This window comes from Paracoccus sp. KR1-242, assembly GCF_049446195.1.
Taxonomy (GTDB): Bacteria; Pseudomonadota; Alphaproteobacteria; order Rhodobacterales; family Rhodobacteraceae; genus Paracoccus; species Paracoccus broussonetiae.
Window position 1 is genome coordinate 210,089 of sequence record NZ_JBMSED010000008.1, and the last position, 22,841, is coordinate 232,929.

Genomic DNA, 22,841 nt, shown 5'->3' on the forward strand with positions numbered 1-22,841 from the left:
GCCCCGCCCATGCCTTTCATCGTTTCACAAATACCCCGAGGGGTGCGGGGGGCAGCGCCCCCCGTTCTGGGATCAGGCCTCGACCGCCTGCGCCGCGATCTCCGCCTCGAAGGCGTATTCGATCCAGGGCATCAGCGCGGCCACGTCGGCGGTCTCGACGGTCGAGCCGCACCAGATGCGCAGCCCGGCCGGCGCGTCGCGATATGCGCCCGCATCCAGCGCCACGCCCTCTTTCTCCAGGCGCTTGGCGACGGCCTTGGCAAAGGCGGCGCCGTCCTGGATGCGCGGATCGGTGAACTTCAGGCAGACCGAAGTGGTCGAGGCCGTGGCCGGAACCTCGGCCAGGTCGGAGATCCAGTCCTTGTCAGCGATGAAATCGCGGATCGCGGCGGCATTTGCATTCGCGCGGTCTTCCAGCGCCTTGCGACCGCCCAGCGATTGCGCCCATTTCAGCGCGACCAGGTAATCCTCGACACACAGCATCGACGGGGTATTGATCGTCTCGCCCTTGAAGATGCCCTCGATCAGCTTGCCGCCCTTGGTCATGCGGAAGATCTTGGGCAGGGGCCATGCCGGAACATGGCTTTCCAGACGCTCGACGGCGCGGGGCGACAGGATCAGGACGCCGTGCCCGCCTTCGCCCCCCAGAACCTTCTGCCAGCTGAAGGTCACGACATCCAGCTTATCGAAGGGCAGATCCATCGCGAACGCGGCCGAGGTCGCGTCGCAGATGGTCAGGCCAGCGCGGTCCGCCGGGATCTTGTCGCCATTCGGGACGCGCACGCCCGAGGTGGTGCCGTTCCAGGTAAAGACGACATCCTTGTCGAAATCCACCTCGGCGAAGTCGACGATCTGTCCATAGGGTGCCTTGCGGACGGTGGCGTCCAGCTTCAGCTGCTTCACCACGTCGGTGACCCAGCCTTCGCCAAAGCTTTCCCAGGCCAGCATCTCGACGCCGCGTGCGCCCAGAAGCGACCACAGCGCCATCTCGACGGCCCCGGTATCCGAGGCGGGAACGATGCCGATGCGATAATCTGCAGGAACGCCAAGGACCTCGCGGGTCAGGTCGATGGCTTCGGCAAGCTTGGATTTGCCAATCGCGGCACGGTGCGAGCGGCCAAGAGGCGCGTCAGCAAGCATGTCCAGCGAAAAATTGGGGATCTTGGCGCAAGGGCCCGACGAAAAGCGCGGATTGGCCGGCCGCGCGGCCGGAGCAGTGATGCTCATATGTGTAGCCTTCCAGCTATTTAGCGCCGCGTTGGGGCGGCGTGTCCCACGGACGGCCATATATCCCGGCCCTGATTCAGGCAAGAATTATTTCGCGGGTGCCCATCTGGAATTTCCTTGCTCGGGGCGATTGAAGCGCGGGGCGGCTTTGGCTAGTGCTGCCCGCGACCCCAGCGCGCGCCCCGGAGCCCACCGATGTTCACCGTCACCGTCCTTGCCGCCCCGAAACGAGCCGACCTTCGCCCCGAGCTGCTCGACCAGCTGCGCCGCGACTGGCAGGGCGGACACACGATCTGGCTGAACCACGGAATCGCTGCGGAATTTCCGGTCGAGACCCCGCCCGCGGATTTTTGGCAGGTTTGGGAAAACCTTCAGGAAAAAGGCTTCGACCTTGCCATCCAGCCCACCGCGGGGCGGCGCAAGTCGGTGCTGCTGGCCGACATGGATTCGACCATGATCCAGCAGGAATGCATTGACGAGCTGGCCGATTTCGCGGGGGTGGGCGAACGCGTCGCCGCGATCACCGCCCGCGCCATGAATGGCGAACTGAACTTTCACGAGGCGCTGATCGCCCGCGTCGGCCTGCTGTCCGGACTTTCCGAATCGGCGATTGGCGAGGTGCTGGACAGCCGCATCACCCTTGCCCCCGGCGGCAAGGAACTGGTCGCGACGATGCGGGCGCAGGGTGCCTATACGGCGCTGGTCTCGGGCGGATTCACGGTCTTTACCGGCCCGGTTGCCGCGGCGCTCGGCTTTGACGAACATCGCGCGAATGAGCTTTTGGCCGATCAGGGCGTGCTTCTGGGCACCGTCGCCCTGCCCGTCCTTGGCCGCGAGGCCAAGGTCGAGGCACTTGAGGAAATCACCGCCTTCCGCGGGCTGACCCCGACGGATGCCATTGCCGTCGGAGACGGGGCGAATGACCTCGGCATGCTGAAACGTGCCGGAACGGGGGTCGCACTGCACGCCAAGCCCGTCGTCGCGGCCCAGGTCGACCTGCGCATCAACCACGCCGACCTGACCGCGCTGCTGTATCTGCAGGGCTATGCGATCGAAGAGTTCGTGGCCTAGGCAGCCGCGCTTCCCCGGCGTCATCCGGGCATATTCGGCATGCCTTCCGCCTTCACGAACTTGCGAACTTGGCGCATCGGTGACAGAAGCAAGACATGAAACTCCGCTTCAAAGCCCTGTCCGTCCACCTGCTGACCGCCACCGGCGCCGTGCTGTCGATGCTGGCGCTGCTGGCTGCCGTCAGCGCCGAATGGTCGCAGATGTTCTTCTGGCTGGTCATCGCCCTGATCGTCGATGGCGTCGATGGCCCGCTGGCGCGACGCTACAACGTCAAGGTCAACTGGCCGACCTATGACGGGGTCCTGATGGACCTCATCATCGACTATCTGACCTATGTGTTCATCCCGGCCTATGCGCTGTTCATGTCTGGCCTGCTGCCGGGCTGGACCGGCTGGATCGCCATCATCGCCATCACCTATGGCAGCGTGATCTATTTCGCGGACACGCGGATGAAGACCAAGGACTATTCCTTTGCCGGCTTTCCGGCCTGCTGGAACATGGTCGTGCTGGTGCTGTTCGCGCTGAAGCCGAATTTCTGGGTGATCCTGTTCGTCGTGGTCGCGCTGACCTTCACGATGTTCACGAACGTCAAGTTCATCCACCCGGTGCGGACCAGGCGTTGGCGCGCGATCTCGCTGCCGGTGACGGCGGCATGGGTCGCCTTCGCGGTCTGGGCGGTGCTGGTCGACTTCCACTCGGAAAGCTTTGCGCGCTGGGGCCTGCTTGTGACCTCGATCTGGCTGACCGGCGCGGGCTTCCTGCAGCAACTGACCGAGAAGCGGGCTTGATCCTTTCCGATTTTGGCTGAAAAGCTGGCCCCGACGCGAGCCGGGACCGGAGGAAACATGCCCAGGAAATTCTTGCAGGCCGCGGCTTTGGCCGCATTGACCGCGACGCCCGCGCTGGCCGCGCAGGACGCGATCACGCTGGGCATGGTGCTCGAGCCGCCAAATCTCGACCCGACCGGGGGCGCGGCGGCTGCCATCGACGAGGTCGTCTATGCCAATATCTTCGAGGGTCTGACCCGCATCGCGCCGGATGGCAGCGTCATCCCGGGCCTCGCCTCGGGCTGGGACGCCGAGGATGGCGGCAAAGCTTATCTGTTCCATCTGCGGCCCGGCGTCACCTTCCATGACGGCACCGCGTTCGACGCGCAGGACGTGATCTTTTCGCTGGACCGCGCGCGGGCGCCCGACAGCACCAATGCGCAAAAGACCCTGTTCGAAGGCATCGACAAGGTCGAGGCGGTGGATCCGCAAACCGTCCGCTTGACGCTGAAGGCCCCGGACGGCGGCTTCCCCTACAAGATGGCCTGGGGCGATGCGGTCATGGTCGATCAGGACAGCATCGCCGACATCGCCACGCACCCCGTCGGCACCGGCCCGTTCCGCTTTGGCGAATGGGCACAGGGCGACCACATCACGCTGGTCGCGAACGATGCCTATTGGGGCGAAAAACCCGCGCTGACCTCGGCCACCTTCCGCTTCATCCCCGATCCCTCGGCCGCCTTCGCGGCGATGATGGCCGGTGATCTCGACGCCTTCCCGATCTATCCCGCGCCTGAGACGCTGGCCCAGCTTCAGGCCGATCCCCGCTTCAAGGTCCTGGTCGGCACCACCGAGGGCGAGACGATCCTGGCCATGAACCACAAGAACCCCGCGCTGGCCGATGTCAAAGTGCGCGAGGCGATCGCCCATGCCCTGAATCGGAAAGAGATCATCGACGGTGCCATGTTCGGCTATGGCACGCCGATCGGCACCCATTTCGCGCCGCATAACCCCGATTACACGGACCTGACCGAGCTTTCGCAGTTCGATCACGAACGCTCTCGCGCGCTTCTTGCCGAGGCAGGCGTCAAGGATCTGACCCTGCGGCTGGCGCTCCCCCCCCCCCCCTATGCGCGCCGCGGTGGAGAAATTGTCGCGGCAGAGCTGCGTGCAGTGGGCATCCAGACCCAGATCACCAACATGGAATGGGCCCAATGGCTCGAACAGGTGTTCAAGAACGCCGATTACGACCTGACCATCATCAGCCATGTCGAGCCGATGGATATCGGCATCTATGGGCGCAAGGGGTATTACTTCAACTACAGCAACCCCGCCTTCAACGACGTGATGACCCAGCTTGATGCCGCGACCGATCCGGCCCAGCGCTCTGCCCTGCTCAAGCAGGCGCAAGAGATCATCGCCCGGGATTATGCCAATGCCTTTATCTTCCAGTTGCCGAAGATCGGCGTCGCCAAGGCCGAAATCCAGGGTCTGTGGGAAAACGCCCCCATGCCCGCGAACGACCTGAGCCAGGTGCGCTGGGGCGAATAGGTCGCGCCCACCGCATCTTCACCGTTTTTCAAATACCCATGCGGCGCTGCCCCCGGGCGGCGCCGTTTCAGTTCTTCAGGACGATGCAGCGCCCCCCGAAGGTGCGCAGGCGGGTGCAGAAGGCAAATGCCTCGGTCTTCGAGGAGTAGCCGATCTGGGCCGTATAGACCTTGCGCGGCCCGCCCGAGACCTTGCGCCGCACATAGCTGACGCGCTTGCCCCCCAGGATCGGGCGCAGCGTCTTGTTCAGGCGCGAAACCTGGTTCGTGACGCCCGACTGGCTGACATGGGTGGCCACGATCACGCCCCAGGGCCAGGGATGTTCGGGCGTGCGGAACTCACGCAGCTTGCGGCTTGCGGCCAGATCGACACAGGCGGCCAGAAAGGGACGTTCCTTGTCCAACCGCAGGTCCGTCTTCTGTGCGGGGCTGTCGCGCCAGCTGACGGCGGTCAGGCCGGTAATCGCCTGGACGTAATCCTGCGTCTCCCACGGCAGGCCACCGCCTTCCGAGATAAAGCGCGCCGCGCGGTTCTCGCCGCCGTTATAGGCCACCGCGGCCAGCCCGACATTGCCAAACCCGTCCGTCAGCGACCGCAGGTAACGGGCCGAGGCCGCGATCGCCTTGGCCGGGTTGAAGGGATCGTCCAGCCCGACCATCTCGGCGGTGCCGGGCATGAACTGCGCGATCCCCATCGCGCCCACCGGACTGACGGCGCCTGGCTCGAACAGGCTTTCCTTCCACAGGAGACGGGCGAAAAAATGCGGGTCCAGCCCGTTCTGCCCGGCCGCACGTTCGATCACCGTGCAGACATCGGGAATGTAATTCGCGACCGAGATGCAATAGCGCCCGTCATCGGTGCAGCGCGATTTCGGCGAGACGCTGCGCGGGGCGCGCTCACCATGAACCGCATCAACCGCCTCATAGGCGGACGCGGGGGACAGGGCCAGAACGGCCAGGAACCCAAGAACCAGACGACGCATAGGCGGTCTACTCGCAAGAACGCTGCGTTTGGGCAATAGCAATTCCCCGACCCGCTGGAAACGGGTCTTGGGCCATCGACGCTGCAAAGGATGGCGTCACTGTGTCTTTGCGGCCTTGTCCGCCTTGGCCCCCTTGCCGGGCTTGCCGTCCTTGCGAGCCTCTTTCTTCAGCTTGGCCTTTTTGCCGGGGGGCAGGCTCTGTTCCTTCAAAGCCAGTTTCTCGGCCTTGATCTGCGCGCGTTCAAGGGCCTTCGCGGTCTTGCGTTCTTCCCGTTCAGCGGCCTTCACGCGCTTCTTCTCGGCCCGCTCTGCCTCCTTGCGGAGCTTGGCTTCGGCGCGCTCGGCCTTGCCGGGCTTGGCCTCGACGGGTGGCGCCTCGGCCGCGGGCGCCGTGTCTTCCTGCTCAACGCTTCTTTCGCGCTTTTCCGCCGCGGCGCGACGGATCGCCTGGGCCAGGGCCTTTTGCATCCCGACATCGGTTTCCTGCGCCTTCATCATGCGCAGGTCGCGCAGCAGCGCAGCAAGCGCCCGGTTCTCAAGCGCGCGCAGGGCGGCGGGCTGGGTCTGTTCGACCATCTCGTCCAGATCGCGGGAATGGGTCACGCTGTCTTCGGGATTCCGGGCCATTCCAGGCTCCTTCCTGTCGTTCCTGCCTGCCGCAAACTGCCATGACCTTCGGGGCTTCGCCACAAAAAATACCCCGCCCTTTCGGGGCGGGGTGCAAAGCTGCCGATCGGCCGGGACCGTTACGGCTTGGCCGTGTCGGCCGTCGCGGATGCGGTGGTCACGGTCGGCGTCGCGGGTTCAAGATAGCCGTTCGGCATTTGGACCAGCGGCCCTTCAAGCTGTTCGCTTTCGCCCCGCGAACGAACTTTCACATGGGTTCCGGTCGGGATTTCGCCGAACAGGTCCATGACATCCTGGTTGAACATGCGGATGCAGCCAGCCGAAGTCGCCTTTCCGATCGACGACGGATCCATCGTGCCGTGGATGCGGTACAGCGTGTCGCGTCCACCCTTGTAGAGATAGAAGGCGCGCGACCCCAGCGGGTTGTCGATACCGCCCGGCAGGCCGTTGCGCAGCGGGCCGTAAAGGTCGGGCATGGTGCGGACCATGTTCGACGTCGGCGTCCAGCTGGGCCATGCCTGCTTGCGGTTGATGGTGGCATTGCCGGCGAAGTTCTTGCCCGCCTGGCCCACGGCCACGCCATAGCGCATCGCCTCGCCCGGCGCGATCACGTGATACAGGAAGCGTGCATAGGGATCGACCACGATGGTCCCGGGCGCTTCGGGTCCGTTATAGGCAACGCGCTGGCGCGTGTTACGCTCGGTCAGATAGGCATTGCGGACGGCGTGGATCTCGATCGGTTCTCCCCCCGGGCCGCTATCGGTGCGGGCACCATAAACGCCGGAACCCACGGAGGAGGTAGTGCCGGTCGGGGTCGTGGGCGCACAGGCAGCAAGGCCAAGCCCCATCGCCAGCATCAGCGAGGCTAGTCGCATCTGAGTTTCCCTTTGTAACGCGGCTGCGTACAGGCTCGCAGCCAAGGCAGCATTCAAGTCGTCAAATCGCGGAAGCCACCGAGCAGAGGCGGCTGCGACTCGCGCTAACTACAAAAATCCTCTGCGGGCGTAATGCGTCAAGGGCAAGCCTTTGTGATCAGGGGAATCAAACCGGAACTGTTGCCGAATGGCTTGGAAAAGACGGTGTTACGGCCCTTTCCTGAATTCCGATGGAACCATGCGCGGGTAAGCCCGTTGTTACGCCAACCGCGCGACGCAAAATCGCCGGTCGGAACGACAAGGGACCCAAAGATGACTGTCACGGCCTTAATCATCACGTTGCTGATCGGCGCAATCGCCGGCTGGCTCGCAGGGCTGATCGTCAAGGGGCATGGACAAGACCTGCTGACCAATATCGTCGTCGGCATCGTCGGCGCGATCATCGCCAGCTTCCTGTTCCCCGCGCTTGGCCTTGGAATGAGCATAGCCAGTCCGATCCTCGGCTCGATCATCTTCGCCACCATCGGCGCGGTGATCCTGCTGGTGATCCTGCGACTGATCAGACGCGCTTGAGGGCGCCAGGCCTCCTCCCTCGGGAGGAGGCCGACGAACAGCGCCCCTCCGATGCCCGGCCCGGAGGGGCAATGTCCATTGCAGCGGGTTACATCACCGCAAATGGCGTCGAGGCGCCACTCCAAGCTTGACCGATTGCGTCGCATCCTTCAGCCGATCGCCATGTTTCATGATCGCGATCGGCCTGCACATGTTGCCTGCATGCGGCACGCACCGGGCCGGACAATCGTTGACCGTCCCGTGACCCCGTTTCAGGCGTTGGCGGGGCTGAGCTTGCCCGATTCCCGGCTTTTCGTGCCCTTGACGTAGCGGGCATAGCCCAGGTCGTCCGCCTCGATCTCGGGGCCACGGCCTGAAATCAGGTCCGCCAGCACCCGGCCCGACCCTGCCGACATGGTCCAGCCCAAGGTGCCGTGACCGGTGTTCAGGTAAAGGTTCGGGATCGGCGTCGCACCCACGATGGGCGTGCCATCCGGCGTCATCGGCCGCAGACCGGTCCAGAACTCGGCCTTGGCCGGATCTCCCGCGCCGCCGAACAGCTCGGTTACCGACTTCGTCAGGGTCGCGCGGCGCCGATCGTTCAGGCTGAGGTCATAGCCCGCGATCTCGGCCAGGCCGCCCACACGGATGCGGTCGCCAAGACGGGTGATCGCAACCTTGTAGGTTTCGTCCATGACGGTCGAAACCGGGGCGCGGCCCTCATCCTCGATCGGGATGGTCAGCGAATACCCCTTGAGCGGATAGATCGGCAGCTTCAGCCCCAGGTGCCGGACAAGCTGCGGCGAGTGCGGCCCAAGCGCCAGCACATAACGGTCCGCAGTCAGGCGACCCTTGTCGGTGCGGACGCCCGTGATCCGGCCACCCTCGGCCTCAAGCGCGTCGATCGAGACGCCCCAACGGAAGGTCACGCCCAGCGCCTCGGCCATGCGGGTCAGGTTGTTGGTGAACTTGAAGCAGTCGCCAGTCTGGTCGCCCGGCAGGCGCAGCCCGCCCACGATCCGGTCGGCCGAGGAGGCAAGCCCCGGTTCCGCCGCGACGCAGCCAGCGCGGTCCAGAACCTCGAACGGGACGCCGTCGGCCTTCAGGACCTCGATATCCTTGCCAGCGCCATCCATCTGCTCCTGCTTGCGAAAGACCTGCAGCGTGCCCTGACTGCGCTCGTCGAAACGGATGCCGGTTTCGGCGCGCAGGTCGTCCAGGCAATCGCGGCTGTATTCGGCGATGCGGACCATGCGGCTTTTGTTCACGGCATAGGCGGCGCTGGTGCAGTTCGCCAGCATCTTCGCCATCCAGCCCAGCCGCTGCATGTCCAGCCGCGGCTGCAGGACCAGCGGCGCGTGGCGCTGAAACATCCATTTCAGCGCCTTGAGCGGAATTCCCGGCGCCGCCCAAGGCGAGGAATAGCCGGGCGAAATCTCACCCGCATTGGCGAAGCTGGTTTCCAGCGCGGGACCGGGCTGGCGGTCGATGACCGTTACCTCATGACCCGCCTTGGCCAGATACCAAGCCGAGGTGACCCCGATTACGCCTGCTCCAAGAACAATGACCTTCATCTTCGTGCGCCTTTGAGAAGAGATTGCCCAAAGACTAGCGCAGCGCCCGGAAATGAAATCCCGATCTTGGCCGTTCCATACCAGATTCGCGCATAATCCTTCGAAATTTTTGCACGTTCCAGGTTAAATCTGCGCCTATTCTTCAAATAGGCGGATGATATGCCCAGAATGGCATGGGGGAAACTCGCCGATGATCGCCCGGCGGGAGTTGCCGCCCCCCGGCACCCTGCCTAAGCTGTGGCGCGAAGCACAGGTAACACCGGCCCATGCCCGCACAGACCCAAAAAAGCGCATTTGCACCCTTCCGCCACGGCGATTTCCGCCTTCTTTGGTCAGCGACGCTGATCTCGAACTTCGGGGGCCTGGTGCAATCCGTCGGCGCCGCCTGGATGATGACCCAACTGACCGATTCGCCAACGCTGATCGCGCTGGTACAGGCCTCGAACACACTGCCGATCATGCTGTTCGCGCTCGCCTCGGGCGCGCTTGCGGACAATTTCGACCGCCGGACCCTGCTGCTGGGGGCGCAGCTGTTCATGGCCAGCGTCTCGTTGGTGCTCGCGGTGCTGACCTGGCAGGGCCTGATGACGCCGCTTCTTCTGCTTTCGCTGACCTTCCTGATCGGTGTCGGACAGGCGCTGTACAACCCCCCCTGGCAGGCCAGCATGGGCGATCTTGTCCCGCGCGAGGATCTGCCCGCGGCGGTGACGTTGAACTCGGTCGGGTTCAACATGATGCGCAGCGTGGGACCTGCCGTGGGCGGCATCATCACCGCGGCCTTTGGCGCGGCGGCCGCCTTTGCCGTGAACGCCGCAAGCTATATCCCGCTTCTGGGCGCGCTTCTCAGATGGCACCCCCGGACGCCCGAGCGGCTGATCTCGCGCGAACCCTTCCTCTCGGCGGTCGGCGCCGGATTGCGCTATGTCGCGCTGTCGCCAAACCTCATGCGGGTGCTGTCGCGTGGGGCGCTGTTCGGCTTCGCGGCCATCGCGATCCTTGCCCTGCTACCCCTTGTGGCGAAGCAGCACCCCGAGGGCGGATCGCTGCTTTTCGGCCTGCTTCTGGGCTGCTACGGGCTGGGTGCGATCATCGGCGCGGTTCTCAACCCGCGCATCCGCGACCGTTTCAGCAATGAAAGCATAGTCCGCCTCGCCTTTGTCGGTTTCGCCATCGCGGCGCTGGTGCTGGCATTGACGCAGCCCGTCTGGCTGCATGCGCTGGCCATGCTGCCCGCAGGGGCAAGCTGGGTGCTTGCCCTTTCGCTTTTCAACGTCTCGGTCCAACTTTCCACGCCACGCTGGGTCGTGGCCCGCGCATTGGCGCTTTACCAGACGGCGACCTTCGGCGGCATGGCGCTTGGCAGCTGGGTCTGGGGCGAGATCGCATCCAATCAAGGTATCAATGTCGCGCTGGCCTGCGCGGCGATCCCCCTGCTGTTCGGGGCCGTCGTGGGCTACTGGTTCCGTCAGCCGGAATTCGGCACGCTCGACCTGGACCCCGTGAACAGCTTCCGAGAGCCGAAGCTGAAGCTGGACCTGCGCGGTCGGTCGGGGCCGATCATGGTTCTGATCGACTATCAAATCGACCAGAAGGACGTGCCCGACTTCCTGAAGCTGATGGCGCGGCGACGCGACATCCGGCGCCGGGACGGGGCGCGAAATTGGGCGCTGCTGCGCGATCTGGAACATCCCGAGCAATGGTCGGAAAGCTATCACATCGCGACCTGGGACGAATATGTCCGCCACAACCTGCGCCGCACCAAGGCCGATTTCGAAAGCTATGAGGCGCTGCACAAGATGCATCGCGGCGATGCCCCGCCCGTGGTGCACCGCATGATCGAACGGCACAGCGTGGACGCCAGCGACGACCTGCCCCTGATCGGCAAGCTGGAATTGCCTCAATAGCCAAGGAAGCCGTTGCAGCGGAAGGCTTTACCGAATCCCGGACGCCGTTTAGTTTCGCGGCATGCACCGCTTTGTCCTTCGCCGCATGATCGTCCTGTGCCTCAGCCTTGCTGTGGCCTCGGCGGCGATTTTCGGGGTGGTCGAACTGGTGCCGGGCGATCCCGCCAGCTTCATGCTGGGAACCGGCGCGCAGCCCGAAACCGTGGCCGCCTTGCGTGACCAGCTGGGTTTGGACCTGCCCTGGGCACTGCGCTATGCCCATTGGCTGGGCGGCGTGCTGACCGGCGATCTGGGCCACAGCTTCACCTACAAGACGCCGGTGGCCGGGATGATTCTGGATCGGTTGCAGGTCTCGCTGCCGCTTGCACTGATCGCACTGGCGCTGTCAGTCGTAATTGCGCTGCCCGTCGGGCTGTTCGCAGCGTCGCGCCAGGGTCGCGCCGGGGACGGCGTGACGATGGGGATCACGCAGATCGGCATCTCGCTGCCGAATTTCTGGTTCGCGATGCTGCTGGTCCTGCTGTTCGCAGTCCGGCTGCGGCTGCTGCCCGCGGGCGGCTTTCCGGGCTGGGGACATCCCGTGGCGGCGCTGAAGGCGCTGATCCTGCCATCGATCGCGCTGGCCCTGCCGCAGGCGGCGATCCTGGCGCGCGTCCTGCGCTCGGCCCTGGTCGAGACGATGGGGCAGGATTACATCCGCACCGCCCGCGCCAAGGGGCTGAGCCGGGGACAGGCGCTGCGCCGCCACGCGCTGCGCAACGCGTTGATCCCGGTGCTGACGATCCTGGGAATGCAATTCTCGTTCCTTTTGGCCGGGGCCATCATCATCGAGAACGTGTTCTATCTGCCCGGCCTGGGGCGGCTGATCTTTCAGGCGATCACCCAGCGCGACCTGATCGTCGTGCAGGGCGCGGTGCTGGTGCTGGTCGCGGCGGTCATTCTTGTCACCTTCCTGGTCGACCTGGCCTATGCCGCCGTGGATCCAAGGTTGCGCCGCAAATGAGATTGTCCCTGATCCTGGGCGCGTTACTGGCGGGGCTGGCGGTCCTGATGGCGGGTCTTTCCTTCCTGTGGACGCCGGGCGATGTGCTGCAACTGGACGTCGCCGCCAAGCTGCAACCGCCCTCGGCCGCGCATTGGCTGGGAACCGACCATCTGGGTCGGGACATGATGTCGATGATCATGGTGGGCGCGCGCACCTCGATCGCGGTCGCGCTGGTCGCGGTCGGAATCGGCATGGGACTGGGCGTGCCGCTGGGGCTGACCGCCGCAGCGCGCCCCGGCAGCTGGCTGGATGAGATCATCATGCGCGGCAACGACCTGATCTTTGCCTTTCCCAGCCTGGTCATCGCGATCCTGATCACTGCGGCACTGGGGCCTTCGGCTCTGAACGCGATCATCGCGATCGGTATCTTCAATATCCCGGTCTTTGCCCGCGTCACGCGTGGCTCGGCGCTGCCGCTTTGGACACTGGATTACCCCCGTGCGGCGCGGGTGGCGGGCAAGGGCACGGCGCGGATCAGCCTGCAGCATATCCTGCCCAATGTCGCCAGCGTGCTGATCGTACAGGGCACCATCCAGTTCAGCCTTGGCATCCTGGCCGAGGCGGGCCTGTCCTATGTCGGGCTGGGCGCGCAGCCCCCGACGCCCAGCTGGGGCCGGATGCTGGCCGATGCGCAGACGATGATCTCGCTTGCGCCACATGTGGCGATCGTGCCGGGCCTTGCCATCGTGCTTACGGTGCTGGGGCTGAACCTTCTGGGCGACGGGTTGCGCGATGCGCTGGACCCCAGATTGCGCGGCACCCGATGATCGAGGTCGGCGAACTGAACGTCACGCTGGGCGGCCTCCAGCTGCTGCATGGCGTGAACCTGCGACTTGAGCCGGGGCAGATCACCGCGCTGGTCGGCGAAAGCGGCTCGGGCAAGTCGCTGACCGCGCTTGCGATCATCGGCCTGCTGCCCGAAGGGATGAAGGCCGAGGGGCGGGTGGATCTGGACGGAACCAACCTGTTGCCCTTGCCCGAACGCCAGATGTGCCGCATCCGCGGCAAGCGCATCGGCATGATCTTTCAGGAGCCAATGACGGCACTGAACCCGCTGATGACAATTGGCGATCAGGTGGCCGAGGTGCTGCGCCAGCATGGCGGCATGTCCCGCCGCGATGCGCTGCAACGCGCGCGAGAGCGCCTGGACCGGGTCGGTCTGCCCGCCGACCGCTTTCCCCTGTCACTTTACCCGCACGAGCTGTCCGGCGGACAAAGGCAGCGTGTCGCCATTGCCTTGGCCATCGCGGAACGACCCGACCTGCTGATCGCGGACGAACCGACGACCGCGCTGGACGTGACGACCCAGGCCCAGATCTTCGATCTGCTCAAAGGGCTGGTCCGGGACGAAGGAATGTCGCTTCTGCTGATCACCCACGACCTGTCCGTCGTGGCTGGCCTCGCCGATCAGGTCGCGGTCATGCAGCGCGGCATCGTGGTCGAACAGGCGCCGGCCAACCGCATCTTTGCCCGTCCCGCGCATGGCTATACCCGCGAATTGCTGGAGGCCGCCGATTACCGGCCCCGACTGGTCCTGACCGATCCCGACGCGCCGGTTCTGCTGAAGGTCGAAAACCTGGTGCGGACCTATCCCGCGCGCCACCAGCGTGACCGCGTGCGCGCTGTCGACGATGTCAGCCTTGCCATCCGCGAACGCGAGGCAGTGGGACTCGTGGGCGAATCCGGCTGCGGCAAGTCGACCCTGACCCGCGCAATCCTGGGCCTCGATCCTGTTCAGGCCGGGCAAATCACGCTGAACGGCCAGCAGGTCCGCGCCGATGGCCGGATGCCGCCCCCGCTGCGCGCGCGCATCCAGGCAGTTTTTCAGGATCCCTTCGGCAGCTTCGATCCGCGCTGGCGCGTCGAACATCTGGTGGCCGAGCCGTTCCACCTGACCGGTCGGCCCCCGGACTGGCGCGACCGCGTGGCCGAGGCGCTTTACGATGTCGGCATTACCGGCGATGCGATGCGCAGGCATATCCACGAATTTTCGGGCGGCCAGCGGCAAAGAATCGCGCTGGCCCGCGCCCTGATCATCCGGCCCAGCCTGATCGTGCTGGACGAGGCGGTCAGCGCGCTGGACGTCCGCGTGCGCGCTCAGGTGCTGGAGCTTCTGGCCCGGCTGCGGGTGCGTCACGGGCTGGCCTATCTGTTCATCAGCCACGACCTGTCCGTGGTGCGTCAGGTCACCGACCGCGTGCTGATCATGCGCGAGGGCAAGATCGTCGAATCCGGTCCGACCGCGCGCGTATTCGATACGCCGGAACATCCCTATACGCGCGAATTGCTTGCGGCGACGCCGCGCCTGCCCCGGACCTGCGACAAAACCGCGCGAGTCTAGGCACGCCGGGTTGCGGAATCCGGACTTAGTCCTTACCTGCTGCGGACTTCGAAGGAACAGGAGCTCGGGCATGAGCGTTACGAGCAAGCGCGCCGTTTCGGCACCGATCATGGGCAGGACCGAATCCGCCGCCGAGAAATTGATTTCCGCCTCGCTTTCCGCGCAGGCCGGACTTGTTGGACATGATGCCACGCGGGTGATTCCCGCGGTGGCCGAATCACCTATTCCCGTCCTGGCCCCCCGAAACCGGACCCCGGACCCGCGCAGCACGCGCGCCCGAACCCGCCTTCAGCGCGACTGACGCCAGCCGGGGCACGGGCCCATCATCGGGCCGCCCCGCCCATCTGTCGCAATTTTGTCATATATTTGAACGGACAGCGCTGACGAGTTTACCCAGGACTGAAAAAAACAACAGGCCCCGCTTGCCGCGAGGCCTGCTGCTCCTCCCCCTTCATGGCGACCAAGCCTCCCCGAATGGTCGCCCAGGTATTCCGTTGTGGCCTAGGCGTTGATCAGCTCCGCCTGCCGCACGATCATTTGTGCCTGACGAATTGACGCGATGTCAACCAGTCTACCCTTGTATACAGTGGCACCGGCACCGGTTTTCCGGGCTTCGTCCATCGCGACCAGAATCTCGCGCGCCTCGGCCACCACCTTTTCGCTGGGCGTGAACACCTCGTTCGCCAGCGCGACCTGCCGGGGGTGGATCGCCCATTTCCCGACCATGCCCAGCGTGGCAGAACGCAGAGCCTGCGCGCGGAACCCGTCATCATCGCTGAAATCGCCGAAGGGACCGTCCACGGGCAGGATGCCATGCGTGCGGCAGGCCGCCACGATCGCCGCCTGCGCCCAATGCCAGGGATCCGACCAGTGCTTTTGCCCTTCGTGCAGCATGTAGTAGTCTTCTTGCGTCCCCCCGATGCCGGTGGTTGCCATGCCCATACTGGCTGCGAAATCCGCTGCCCCCAGGCTGATCGCCTGCAAGCGTGGAGACGCGGCGGCAATCTCCTCGACATGCGAGATGCCGGCGGCGGATTCGATGATGACCTCGAACCCGATACGCTTCGTGCGCCCTCTGGCCGCCTCGACCGCGGTCACCAGCGCATCGACGGCATAGATGTCGGCGGCATTGCCGACCTTGGGGATCATGATCTGGTCCAGCCGCTCGGACGCGTTCTCAAGCAGGTCCACGACGTCGCGATACCAGAAGGGCGTGTCGAGCGCGTTGATGCGCACGGACAGGGTCTTGCTGCCCCAGTCCACGTCCCCGATCGCCTCGATGATGTTGCGCCGGGCCTGGGCCTTGTCATCGGGCGCGACCGAATCCTCAAGATCAAGGTTGATCACGTCCGCTGCCGAGGCAGCCATCTTCTCGAACAAGGCGGGGCGCGATCCGGGACCGAAAAGCTGGCAGCGGTTCGGCCGGGCGGGCGGTGCAGGTTGGATGCGAAAGGACATATCACCCCGTCAGCAATGATGTTTCAAACCTTATCGGAAAAGTGATAGATAATTGCTGCGCCTGCATCAAGCCTATTCTGCACCTGCATCGTTCCGAGTTTTGTCCGGCTTGACCCCTGCGCGCTTTAGGCGCAGGACCGCGACATCAAGCCGCTGGGCAAATTGAGGAGATGAAGATGACCCGCACCGTCTATCTGAATGGCGAATACCTGCCGGAAGCCGAGGCCAAGGTCTCGATCTTCGATCGTGGATTCGTCATGGCCGACGGCGTCTATGAAGTGACCAGCGTGCTTCAGGGCAAGCTGCTGGACTTTCCGGGCCATCTGAAGCGGCTGACCCGCTCGCTTTCGGAACTGGGCATGGGCAATCCCCTGTCGGACGACGAATGGCTGGCGATCCACCGCAAGCTGCTGGAACTGAACGACGTTCGGGACGGCATGATCTATCTGCAGGTGACGCGCGGCAATCCGGGCGATCGCGACTTTGCCTTTCCGCCCGAAGGCACGCCCCAGACCGTGGTGCTGTTCACTCAGGCGAAACCCGGCCTTGCCGACAACCCGGTCGCAAAGACCGGGATGCGCGTGATCTCGGTCCCGGACCTTCGCTGGGCGCGGCGCGACATCAAGACGGTGCAGCTGCTTTACCCCTCGCTCGCCAAGATGGAGGCGAAGAAGCAGGGCGCCGATGACGCCTGGCTGGTCGAGGACGGCTTCGTCACCGAAGGCACCTCGAACAACACCTATATCGTCAAGGACGGCAAGATCATCACGCGCGACCTGTCTACCGACATCCTGCACGGCATTACCCGCGGGTCGCTGCTGCGTTATGCCGCGGAAGCCCAGATGCAGATCGAAGAACGCCCCTTCACCATCGAAGAGGCGAAACAGGCGGATGAGGCGTTCTTTACCTCGGCCTCGGCCTTCGTGCTGCCGGTGGTCGAAGTCGACGGCGCCAAGGTCGGCACCGGCACGCCGGGCCCCGTCGCAACCCGCCTGCGCGAGCTTTACCTTGAAGAATCGCTGAAATCCGCGATCTGATCCCCCGGACATGACGAAGGGCGCGACCGTTACCGGCGCGCCCTTTTCCTTTGCCTTTTCGGCTGTCCTGCCGTCAGGCGGCGTTCTCACGCACAAGAGAGATATTGCCGACGCTGTCGACATCGGTATCGCGCAGCACGGCCAGAACCTCGCCATTGACGATCAGGTTGACGTTCTCGCCATCCTGTTCCAGCTCGTATTCTGCGGCGCCGTCGTAATCCTCGGTCAGGGTCACGGTGATGCTGTCAGAGCTGCCATAGGTCACATTCGCTGCACCCCCGGCATCGCTGCGCAGCACGATATGATCCGAACCCTCGCCCGGATCGACGATATCATTCGCACCGGCGTGGATGGTGTCATTGCCATCGCCGCCCAGCAGCGTGTCGGGCGCATCCGGATCCGAGGCATCGGGCGACAGGATCAGGTCGTCATCTTCCTCGCCATCGATATAGACAGTGCCGCCATGATCCTCGATCCGGTCGTCACCTTCGCCGCCGGTGATCGAATGGTTGCCGTAATTGGTGATGATGGTGTCATCGCCATAGCTGCCGTCGATGGTGTCATTTCCCTCATCGGCACCCAGGTCATAGGCGCCATAATGGTCGTCGTCATAGCCGAGATAGATTTCATCGTCCCCGGCATCGGCGGTCACGGTATCCTCGCCATAGCCGGTCCAGATGAGATCGTCCCCTGCCCCGCCCGAAACCGAATCGTCACCGTCATAGGACTGGATCGCGTCGTCCCCGTCGGTCCCGATCATCGTATCCGCTTCGTCGGTGCCCTCGGTCACCTCGCGCCCGCCAAAGGGATCGTCAGAAGGTGCATCCGGCCCCTCGTCATCGTCATTGCTCGACACGAGCGAACCGATTCCGACAACGCCCAAAAGGCCCAGCAACAACAAAAGGGTCTGATTCATCCGCCCACTCCACTCTCTTGGTCGGCAAGATAAACCGGGCGCTTCCCATCCGGCAACCTGCCAGAGAACGAACACGCAGCTGTGTGATATCCCGGTGCCGCCCATCGGCCGGGCAGGGGCGCCACAAGACGCCCCTGCCCGGCCGCTTCAATGCCCCAGGATCTGGCTGAGAAACAGCTTCGTCCTTTCGCTTTGCGGGTTGTTGAAGAACTCGGTCGGGCTGTTCTGCTCGACGATCTGGCCCTGGTCCATGAAGATCACGCGGTGGGCGACGGCCTGCGCAAAGCCCATCTCGTGTGTGACGCACAGCATGGTCATGCCGTCCTCGGCCAGCTCGATCATCGTGTCCAGAACCTCCTTGATCATCTCGGGGTCAAGGGCGCTGGTGGGCTCGTCGAACAGCATGATCCGGGGCTTCATGCACAGGGATCGCGCGATCGCCACGCGCTGCTGCTGCCCGCCCGAAAGCTGGCCGGGATATTTCAGCGCCTGTTCCGGGATCTTGACCTTTTCCAGGAATTGCATCGCCGTTTCCTCGGCCTGCTTCCTTGGCACCTTGCGCACCCAGATCGGGGCCAGCGTGCAGTTTTCCAGGATGGTCAGATGCGGGAACAGGTTGAAGTGCTGGAACACCATCCCGACCTCGGACCTGACCTTGTCGATGTTCTTCAGGTCGTTGGTCAGTTCGGTCCCGTCCACGATGATGCGTCCGGCCTGATGTTCCTCAAGCCGGTTGATGCAACGGATCAGCGTCGATTTTCCCGACCCCGAGGGGCCGGCGATCACGATCCGCTCGCCCCGGCCAACGGTCAGGTCGATATCGCGCAGCACGTGGAAGGTCCCATACCATTTGTTCAGCTTCGAGATCGAGATCGCGGCCTCGCCAAGGCGCTGCTGGGTCTGCGGTTCTGTTGCCATGCGATGCTCCTCAGCGGTGATCGCGCTTCAGGCGGCGTTCCAGATACATGGAGTAACGCGACATGCCGAAGCAGAGGATGAAGAAGATCGAGCCCACGAAGATATAGGGCTCCCAATAGGCGCCCTTCCATTCGAAGCTCGCGCGGATGGTGTCGGACATCGCCTTCAGCGGGTCGAACAGCCCGACGAAGGTGACCAGCGTCGTGTCCTTGAACATGCCGATGAAGGTCGAGACGATGCCGGGGATCGAGATCTTCAGTGCCTGCGGCAGGATGATCAGGCGCTGCGCCTTCCAGTAATCCAGACCCAGCGCGTCCGCGGCCTCGTATTGCCCCTTGGGCAGCGCCGCCAGCCCACCGCGGATCACTTCGGCCATATAGGCCGAGGCGAACAGCGTGACCATGATGATGACCCGCAGGATGATGTCGAAATTCGTGCCCGGAGGCAGGAAATAGTTCAGCAGCAGCGAGGCCACGAACAGCAGCGCGATCAGGGGCACGCCGCGAATGAACTCGATGAAGATCACCGCCATCATCTTGACCACCGGCAGATCGGACCGCCGCGCCAGCGCCAGGATGACCCCCAGCGGCAGCGACAGCGCGATGCCCGAGACCCCGATGGTGATCGACAGGACGAAGCCCCCGAACAGGTCCGAGGACACCGGCACCAACCGCAGGGGCAGGACCGCCGCAAGCCCGCGCATGACATAGTCCGACAGAAGCAGCCACCACAGCGCGGCCGCGACCACGGCGGCGGCAAAGGCGAACATGCCGAACCGTGCCAGAAGCTGCCAGACGATGAAACCGACCGCAAAGCCTGCCAGCGCAACGACAGGTCCCCAGATCGTGCCCCCCCACAGCAGCCAGACCGCCAGGAAGGGATAGATCAGGCTGGCCAGCAACGCCCAGCCGGGCTGCCGCTCGATCAGGACGATCCAAGCCAGCATCAGCAGGGTCATCGCGCCCAGCTCATGCCCCTTGGCCCCCAGCACCATTGAGATCAGGACCGTCAGAAACAGCGCAAGCCCGGTCACGATCCAGCGCGCCTTGCGGTTTTCCGAAAACAGCACCGGTGCCAGCGCAAGGAACAGCGTGCCGAAGGCCAGCACCGGCCGCCAGTACAGATCGACCGGATAGAAGCCGAAGACGAACTGGTTCCAGCGATGCTTGATGATCGCGAAGCATGCGCCCGAGGCATCGGGACCGTGGGTCGCGGCGACGATCTTGCGGCACTCGGCCATGCTGTTGGCGTTCCAGACAGCGTGGGACAGCCACGGCCAAAGCGTGCTGAAGACCAGCCACAGGATGCCAAGTCCCAGCAATGTCAGCGCAATGTTCAGCGGCCCCGAGAACAGGTTCTGGCGCAGCCAGGGCAGCACCCCGGTACTGCGCAGCGGGGGTGGCTCGGGCGGCAGCATTGTCTCACGCACGAAGGCCGCGGCGTCGGGTTGGGAATCGCTCATCTTACCGCTCCCTCAGTTTGACGCGGCTGTTGAAGACGTTCATGCCGCCCGAGATGATCAGGCTGAGGATCAGGTAGATGCCCATCATCAGCAACATGCACTCCATCTCGCGGCCGGTCTGGTTCAGCGTGGTCCCGCCCAATGTGCCGCGCAGGTCCATGAAGCCGACCGCGATGGCCAGCGAACTGTTCTTGGTCAGGTTCAGATATTGCGAGATCAAAGGCGGGACGATCACCCGCAGCGCCTGGGGCAGGATCACCAGGCTCATCGTGCGGCCCGGACGCAGTCCAAGGGCAAAGGCTGCCTCGGTCTGGCCGCGGCTGACGGCCAGGATGCCGCCGCGCACGATCTCGGCGATGAAGGCCCCAGTATACAACGTCAGCGCGATCCACAGGACCACGAAGGCGTTGTCGAGGTTGATTCCATCGGCAAAGTTGAAGCCACGCAGCACCGGCGGGATCAAATGCAGCCCGAAATGCCAGGTCAGCAGCAGCACCGGCAGCAGGTACATCGCCAGCGTGATCCACCAGGTCGTCGGGCGTCGCCCGGTCCGGTCCTGCACCCGCCGCGCCCATTTGCGCAGCATGCGATGACCGATGATGGCCAGCACCAGCACGGTCGCATAGGCGATGAAGGCCCAGCTGATCCCCTCTCGTCCCAGCGCGATGATGCCGGGGGGGTTCGACATGCCGATTCCGGGGACCGCGGTATAGCGGTTCGTGGGCGCGATCAGATCGAACATGATCATGTTGGCCGCCGGATTCTCGCCACGGTAATCCCTCGGCGCCGGCATGATCTCGGTAAAGATCGCAAGGATGACCAGTATCCACAGCAGCAGCGGGATGTTGCGGAAGACCTCGACGTAAACGGTCATCAGCCGCGCGATCAGCCAGTTCGAGGAAAGCCGCAGCACGCCCACGATCACACCAAGGATGGTCGCCGAGATGCAGCCCAGGATCGAGACCTGCAGCGTGTTCAGCAGCCCGACGATGGTCGCCCGCAGGTGGGTGTCGTCGGAGTTATAGGGGATCAGCTGCTGGGGGATGTCATATCCCGCGCGCCGAAACAGAAAGTCGAAACTGAGCGTCTTGCCGATAATGGCAAGGTTCTTCAGCGTGTTGTCGATAAGCCAGCTGGCCATCAGCATGACCAGGATGAACACGACGGCCTGGATCGTCAGCGAACGATAGCGCCGATCGTAAATCAGCATCGACAGGCGGAAAGGCGGACTGGCCGCGCCTGGATAATCTACCATATTGTATCCCCTGTTGGCCGGCGGTCGGGTCTTTTGCCCATGTTCTTGCCGGCACGTGGCGAAACGGGCGGGGTTTTACCCCGCCCGTTCGTATCTTTTGCGCTTAGCGGAAGGGCATCGCGTACATCAGCCCGCCCTGGGTCCATTGCGCGTTCAGGCCGCGCGCCAGGCCGATCGGAGTCTGTTCGCCGATGGTCGCGGCAAAGATCTCGCCATAGTTGCCCTGCGCCTTGATCGCGCGCTTGGCCCATTCGGCATCAAGCCCCAGCATCTTGCCCAGATCGTCCGAGGCGCCCAGCAGGCGCTGGACTTCCGGGTTCTGCGAGGATTTCGACAGCTCGTCGATATTGGCCGAGGTGACGCCGTATTCCTCGGCCGCGATCAGCGCGTAAAGCGTCCAGCGCGCGATGTCGCCCCAGTTGTTGTCGCCGTGGCGAACCGCCGGTCCCAGCGGTTCCTTCGAGATGATCTCGGGCAGGATGATGTGGTTTTCCGGATCGGCGAAGGCCGCCCGGGTCGCCGCCAGCCCCGATGCATCGGTGGTATAGGCATCGCAGGCGCCAGCCATGTATTGCTGCTCGCCCTCGGCGTTCGAATCGATGTTGACCGGCTGATAGGTCATGTTGTTGGCCTTGAAGTAATCGGCCAGGTTCAGTTCCGTCGTGGTGCCGGTCTGGATGCAGATCGTCGCGCCTTCCAGTTCCTTGGCCGAGCTGACGCCCAGGTCCTTGCGAACCATGAAGCCCTGGCCATCGTAATAGTTCACGCCGATGAAATCGAGCTTCAGGTCGGTGTCGCGCTGGAAGGTCCAGGTCGAGTTCCGGGCCAGCAGATCGACCTCGCCCGAGCTGAGCGCGGTAAAGCGCGTCTGGCCGGTCGTGGGCACATATTTCACCTTGGTCGCATCGCCCAGCACGGCGGCGGCCACGGCCTTGCAGAAGGCCACGTCGAAGCCGGACCAGTTGCCATTGGCATCCGGGGCGGCAAAGCCGACAAGGCCGGTATTCACGCCACAGTTGAGCACGCCGCGGGCTTTGACCTCTTTCAGCGTGTCGCCTTCAGCGGCAATGGCACCCGTCGCCATCAAGGCGAAGGCGGTGACAGAGCCGAAGAGTGCAGATTTCTTCATGGGGTTCCTCTCTGTTGGTCTTCCGACCCTTGACGCGGGCCGTTGGGAAGCTGGGGCCGTAGGCTAGCCCGCTTGAGCCAAGGGGCAGGTCCACTGCCCCTATAAGCGGCATTGTGCCAATGAAGTTCCCTGCGTCAAGAATTAGGGAGG

General features: G+C 64.2%; 21 protein-coding genes. 10 read left to right on the forward strand and 11 right to left on the reverse strand.

The genetic code is table 11. The features are described from left to right. Positions 1-72: 72 nt before the first annotated feature. Positions 73-1,227 (reverse strand): phosphoserine transaminase, encoded by a 1,155-nt coding sequence (locus tag ACO2Q4_RS13620; protein WP_423319880.1) that lies wholly within the window; start codon positions 1,225-1,227, stop codon positions 73-75. A 195-nt stretch (positions 1,228-1,422) separates the two neighbouring features. Here ACO2Q4_RS13620 and serB point away from each other — a divergent pair, with 195 nt between their 5' ends. The 3 genes from serB to ACO2Q4_RS13635 all read left to right on the forward strand — a co-directional run bounded on the left by serB (position 1,423) and on the right by ACO2Q4_RS13635 (position 4,616). Next, positions 1,423-2,298, forward strand: a complete 876-nt coding sequence (gene serB, locus ACO2Q4_RS13625; protein ID WP_423319882.1) for a phosphoserine phosphatase SerB — start codon at positions 1,423-1,425, stop codon at positions 2,296-2,298. Between the two features lie 95 nt (positions 2,299-2,393). Next, positions 2,394-3,086, forward strand: coding sequence for a CDP-alcohol phosphatidyltransferase family protein (locus ACO2Q4_RS13630; protein WP_423319884.1), 693 nt, complete (start codon positions 2,394-2,396; stop codon positions 3,084-3,086). A 57-nt stretch (positions 3,087-3,143) separates the two neighbouring features. Next, a complete protein-coding gene (locus ACO2Q4_RS13635) occupies positions 3,144-4,616 on the forward strand; it encodes an ABC transporter substrate-binding protein (protein ID WP_423319886.1) in 1,473 nt (490 codons plus the stop codon). 67 nt (positions 4,617-4,683) lie between these two features. On the opposite strand, the gene ACO2Q4_RS13640 is transcribed toward ACO2Q4_RS13635, so the two are convergent. The 3 genes from ACO2Q4_RS13640 to ACO2Q4_RS13650 all read right to left on the reverse strand — a co-directional run bounded on the left by ACO2Q4_RS13640 (position 4,684) and on the right by ACO2Q4_RS13650 (position 7,100). Further along, complete coding sequence (locus ACO2Q4_RS13640; protein ID WP_311757520.1) at positions 4,684-5,598, reverse strand: lytic transglycosylase domain-containing protein; 915 nt, start codon at positions 5,596-5,598, stop codon at positions 4,684-4,686. A gap of 96 nt (positions 5,599-5,694) precedes the next feature. Then, entirely contained in the window at positions 5,695-6,225 is a 531-nt protein-coding gene (locus tag ACO2Q4_RS13645; RefSeq protein ID WP_311757521.1) for a hypothetical protein, read from the reverse strand. A 119-nt stretch (positions 6,226-6,344) separates the two neighbouring features. Next, positions 6,345-7,100 carry a L,D-transpeptidase gene (locus ACO2Q4_RS13650; RefSeq protein WP_395131171.1) on the reverse strand — a complete coding sequence of 252 codons (756 nt, stop codon included), beginning with the start codon at positions 7,098-7,100 and terminating at the stop codon, positions 6,345-6,347. A gap of 312 nt (positions 7,101-7,412) precedes the next feature. Between ACO2Q4_RS13650 and ACO2Q4_RS13655 the strand changes: the two genes are divergently transcribed. Further along, positions 7,413-7,673 carry a GlsB/YeaQ/YmgE family stress response membrane protein gene (locus ACO2Q4_RS13655; RefSeq protein ID WP_311757523.1) on the forward strand — a complete coding sequence of 87 codons (261 nt, stop codon included), beginning with the start codon at positions 7,413-7,415 and terminating at the stop codon, positions 7,671-7,673. 251 nt (positions 7,674-7,924) lie between these two features. Here ACO2Q4_RS13655 and ACO2Q4_RS13660 read toward each other — a convergent pair whose 3' ends face one another. Beyond that, a complete protein-coding gene (locus ACO2Q4_RS13660) occupies positions 7,925-9,226 on the reverse strand; it encodes a D-amino acid dehydrogenase (RefSeq protein ID WP_423319889.1) in 1,302 nt (433 codons plus the stop codon). A 266-nt stretch (positions 9,227-9,492) separates the two neighbouring features. On the opposite strand from ACO2Q4_RS13660, the gene ACO2Q4_RS13665 reads away from it, so the two are divergent. The 5 genes from ACO2Q4_RS13665 to ACO2Q4_RS13685 all read left to right on the forward strand — a co-directional run bounded on the left by ACO2Q4_RS13665 (position 9,493) and on the right by ACO2Q4_RS13685 (position 14,817). Further along, positions 9,493-11,130 carry an MFS transporter gene (locus ACO2Q4_RS13665; RefSeq protein ID WP_395131173.1) on the forward strand — a complete coding sequence of 546 codons (1,638 nt, stop codon included), beginning with the start codon at positions 9,493-9,495 and terminating at the stop codon, positions 11,128-11,130. Between the two features lie 61 nt (positions 11,131-11,191). Then, complete coding sequence (locus tag ACO2Q4_RS13670) at positions 11,192-12,133, forward strand: ABC transporter permease (protein WP_311757526.1); 942 nt, start codon at positions 11,192-11,194, stop codon at positions 12,131-12,133. After that, a complete protein-coding gene (locus ACO2Q4_RS13675) occupies positions 12,130-12,942 on the forward strand; it encodes an ABC transporter permease (RefSeq protein ID WP_311757527.1) in 813 nt (270 codons plus the stop codon). Before ACO2Q4_RS13670 ends, ACO2Q4_RS13675 begins: the two co-directional genes overlap by 4 nt. Next, positions 12,939-14,516: an ABC transporter ATP-binding protein gene (locus tag ACO2Q4_RS13680; RefSeq protein ID WP_423319892.1), complete on the forward strand. Its 1,578-nt coding sequence runs from the start codon at positions 12,939-12,941 to the stop codon at positions 14,514-14,516. Before ACO2Q4_RS13675 ends, ACO2Q4_RS13680 begins: the two co-directional genes overlap by 4 nt. A 70-nt stretch (positions 14,517-14,586) precedes the next feature. Next, complete coding sequence (locus ACO2Q4_RS13685; RefSeq protein WP_311757529.1) at positions 14,587-14,817, forward strand: hypothetical protein; 231 nt, start codon at positions 14,587-14,589, stop codon at positions 14,815-14,817. Between the two features lie 200 nt (positions 14,818-15,017). On the opposite strand, the gene ACO2Q4_RS13690 is transcribed toward ACO2Q4_RS13685, so the two are convergent. Then, a complete protein-coding gene (locus tag ACO2Q4_RS13690) occupies positions 15,018-15,974 on the reverse strand; it encodes an L-malyl-CoA/beta-methylmalyl-CoA lyase (RefSeq protein WP_423319894.1) in 957 nt (318 codons plus the stop codon). 176 nt (positions 15,975-16,150) lie between these two features. Here ACO2Q4_RS13690 and ACO2Q4_RS13695 point away from each other — a divergent pair, with 176 nt between their 5' ends. Further along, positions 16,151-17,011: a D-amino-acid transaminase gene (locus ACO2Q4_RS13695; RefSeq protein WP_311757531.1), complete on the forward strand. Its 861-nt coding sequence runs from the start codon at positions 16,151-16,153 to the stop codon at positions 17,009-17,011. Positions 17,012-17,084: 73 nt separating this feature from the next. Here ACO2Q4_RS13695 and ACO2Q4_RS13700 read toward each other — a convergent pair whose 3' ends face one another. The 5 genes from ACO2Q4_RS13700 to ACO2Q4_RS13720 all read right to left on the reverse strand — a co-directional run bounded on the left by ACO2Q4_RS13700 (position 17,085) and on the right by ACO2Q4_RS13720 (position 22,691). Continuing rightward, positions 17,085-17,927 carry a calcium-binding protein gene (locus ACO2Q4_RS13700; RefSeq protein ID WP_311757532.1) on the reverse strand — a complete coding sequence of 281 codons (843 nt, stop codon included), beginning with the start codon at positions 17,925-17,927 and terminating at the stop codon, positions 17,085-17,087. 147 nt (positions 17,928-18,074) lie between these two features. After that, entirely contained in the window at positions 18,075-18,845 is a 771-nt protein-coding gene (locus ACO2Q4_RS13705; RefSeq protein ID WP_311757533.1) for an amino acid ABC transporter ATP-binding protein, read from the reverse strand. A gap of 10 nt (positions 18,846-18,855) precedes the next feature. Beyond that, positions 18,856-20,307 (reverse strand): amino acid ABC transporter permease, encoded by a 1,452-nt coding sequence (locus ACO2Q4_RS13710; protein ID WP_311757534.1) that lies wholly within the window; start codon positions 20,305-20,307, stop codon positions 18,856-18,858. Position 20,308: 1 nt separating this feature from the next. Continuing rightward, complete coding sequence (locus tag ACO2Q4_RS13715) at positions 20,309-21,562, reverse strand: amino acid ABC transporter permease (RefSeq protein WP_423319898.1); 1,254 nt, start codon at positions 21,560-21,562, stop codon at positions 20,309-20,311. 103 nt (positions 21,563-21,665) lie between these two features. Further along, positions 21,666-22,691, reverse strand: coding sequence for an amino acid ABC transporter substrate-binding protein (locus tag ACO2Q4_RS13720; RefSeq protein ID WP_311757536.1), 1,026 nt, complete (start codon positions 22,689-22,691; stop codon positions 21,666-21,668). Positions 22,692-22,841 lie beyond the last annotated feature (150 nt).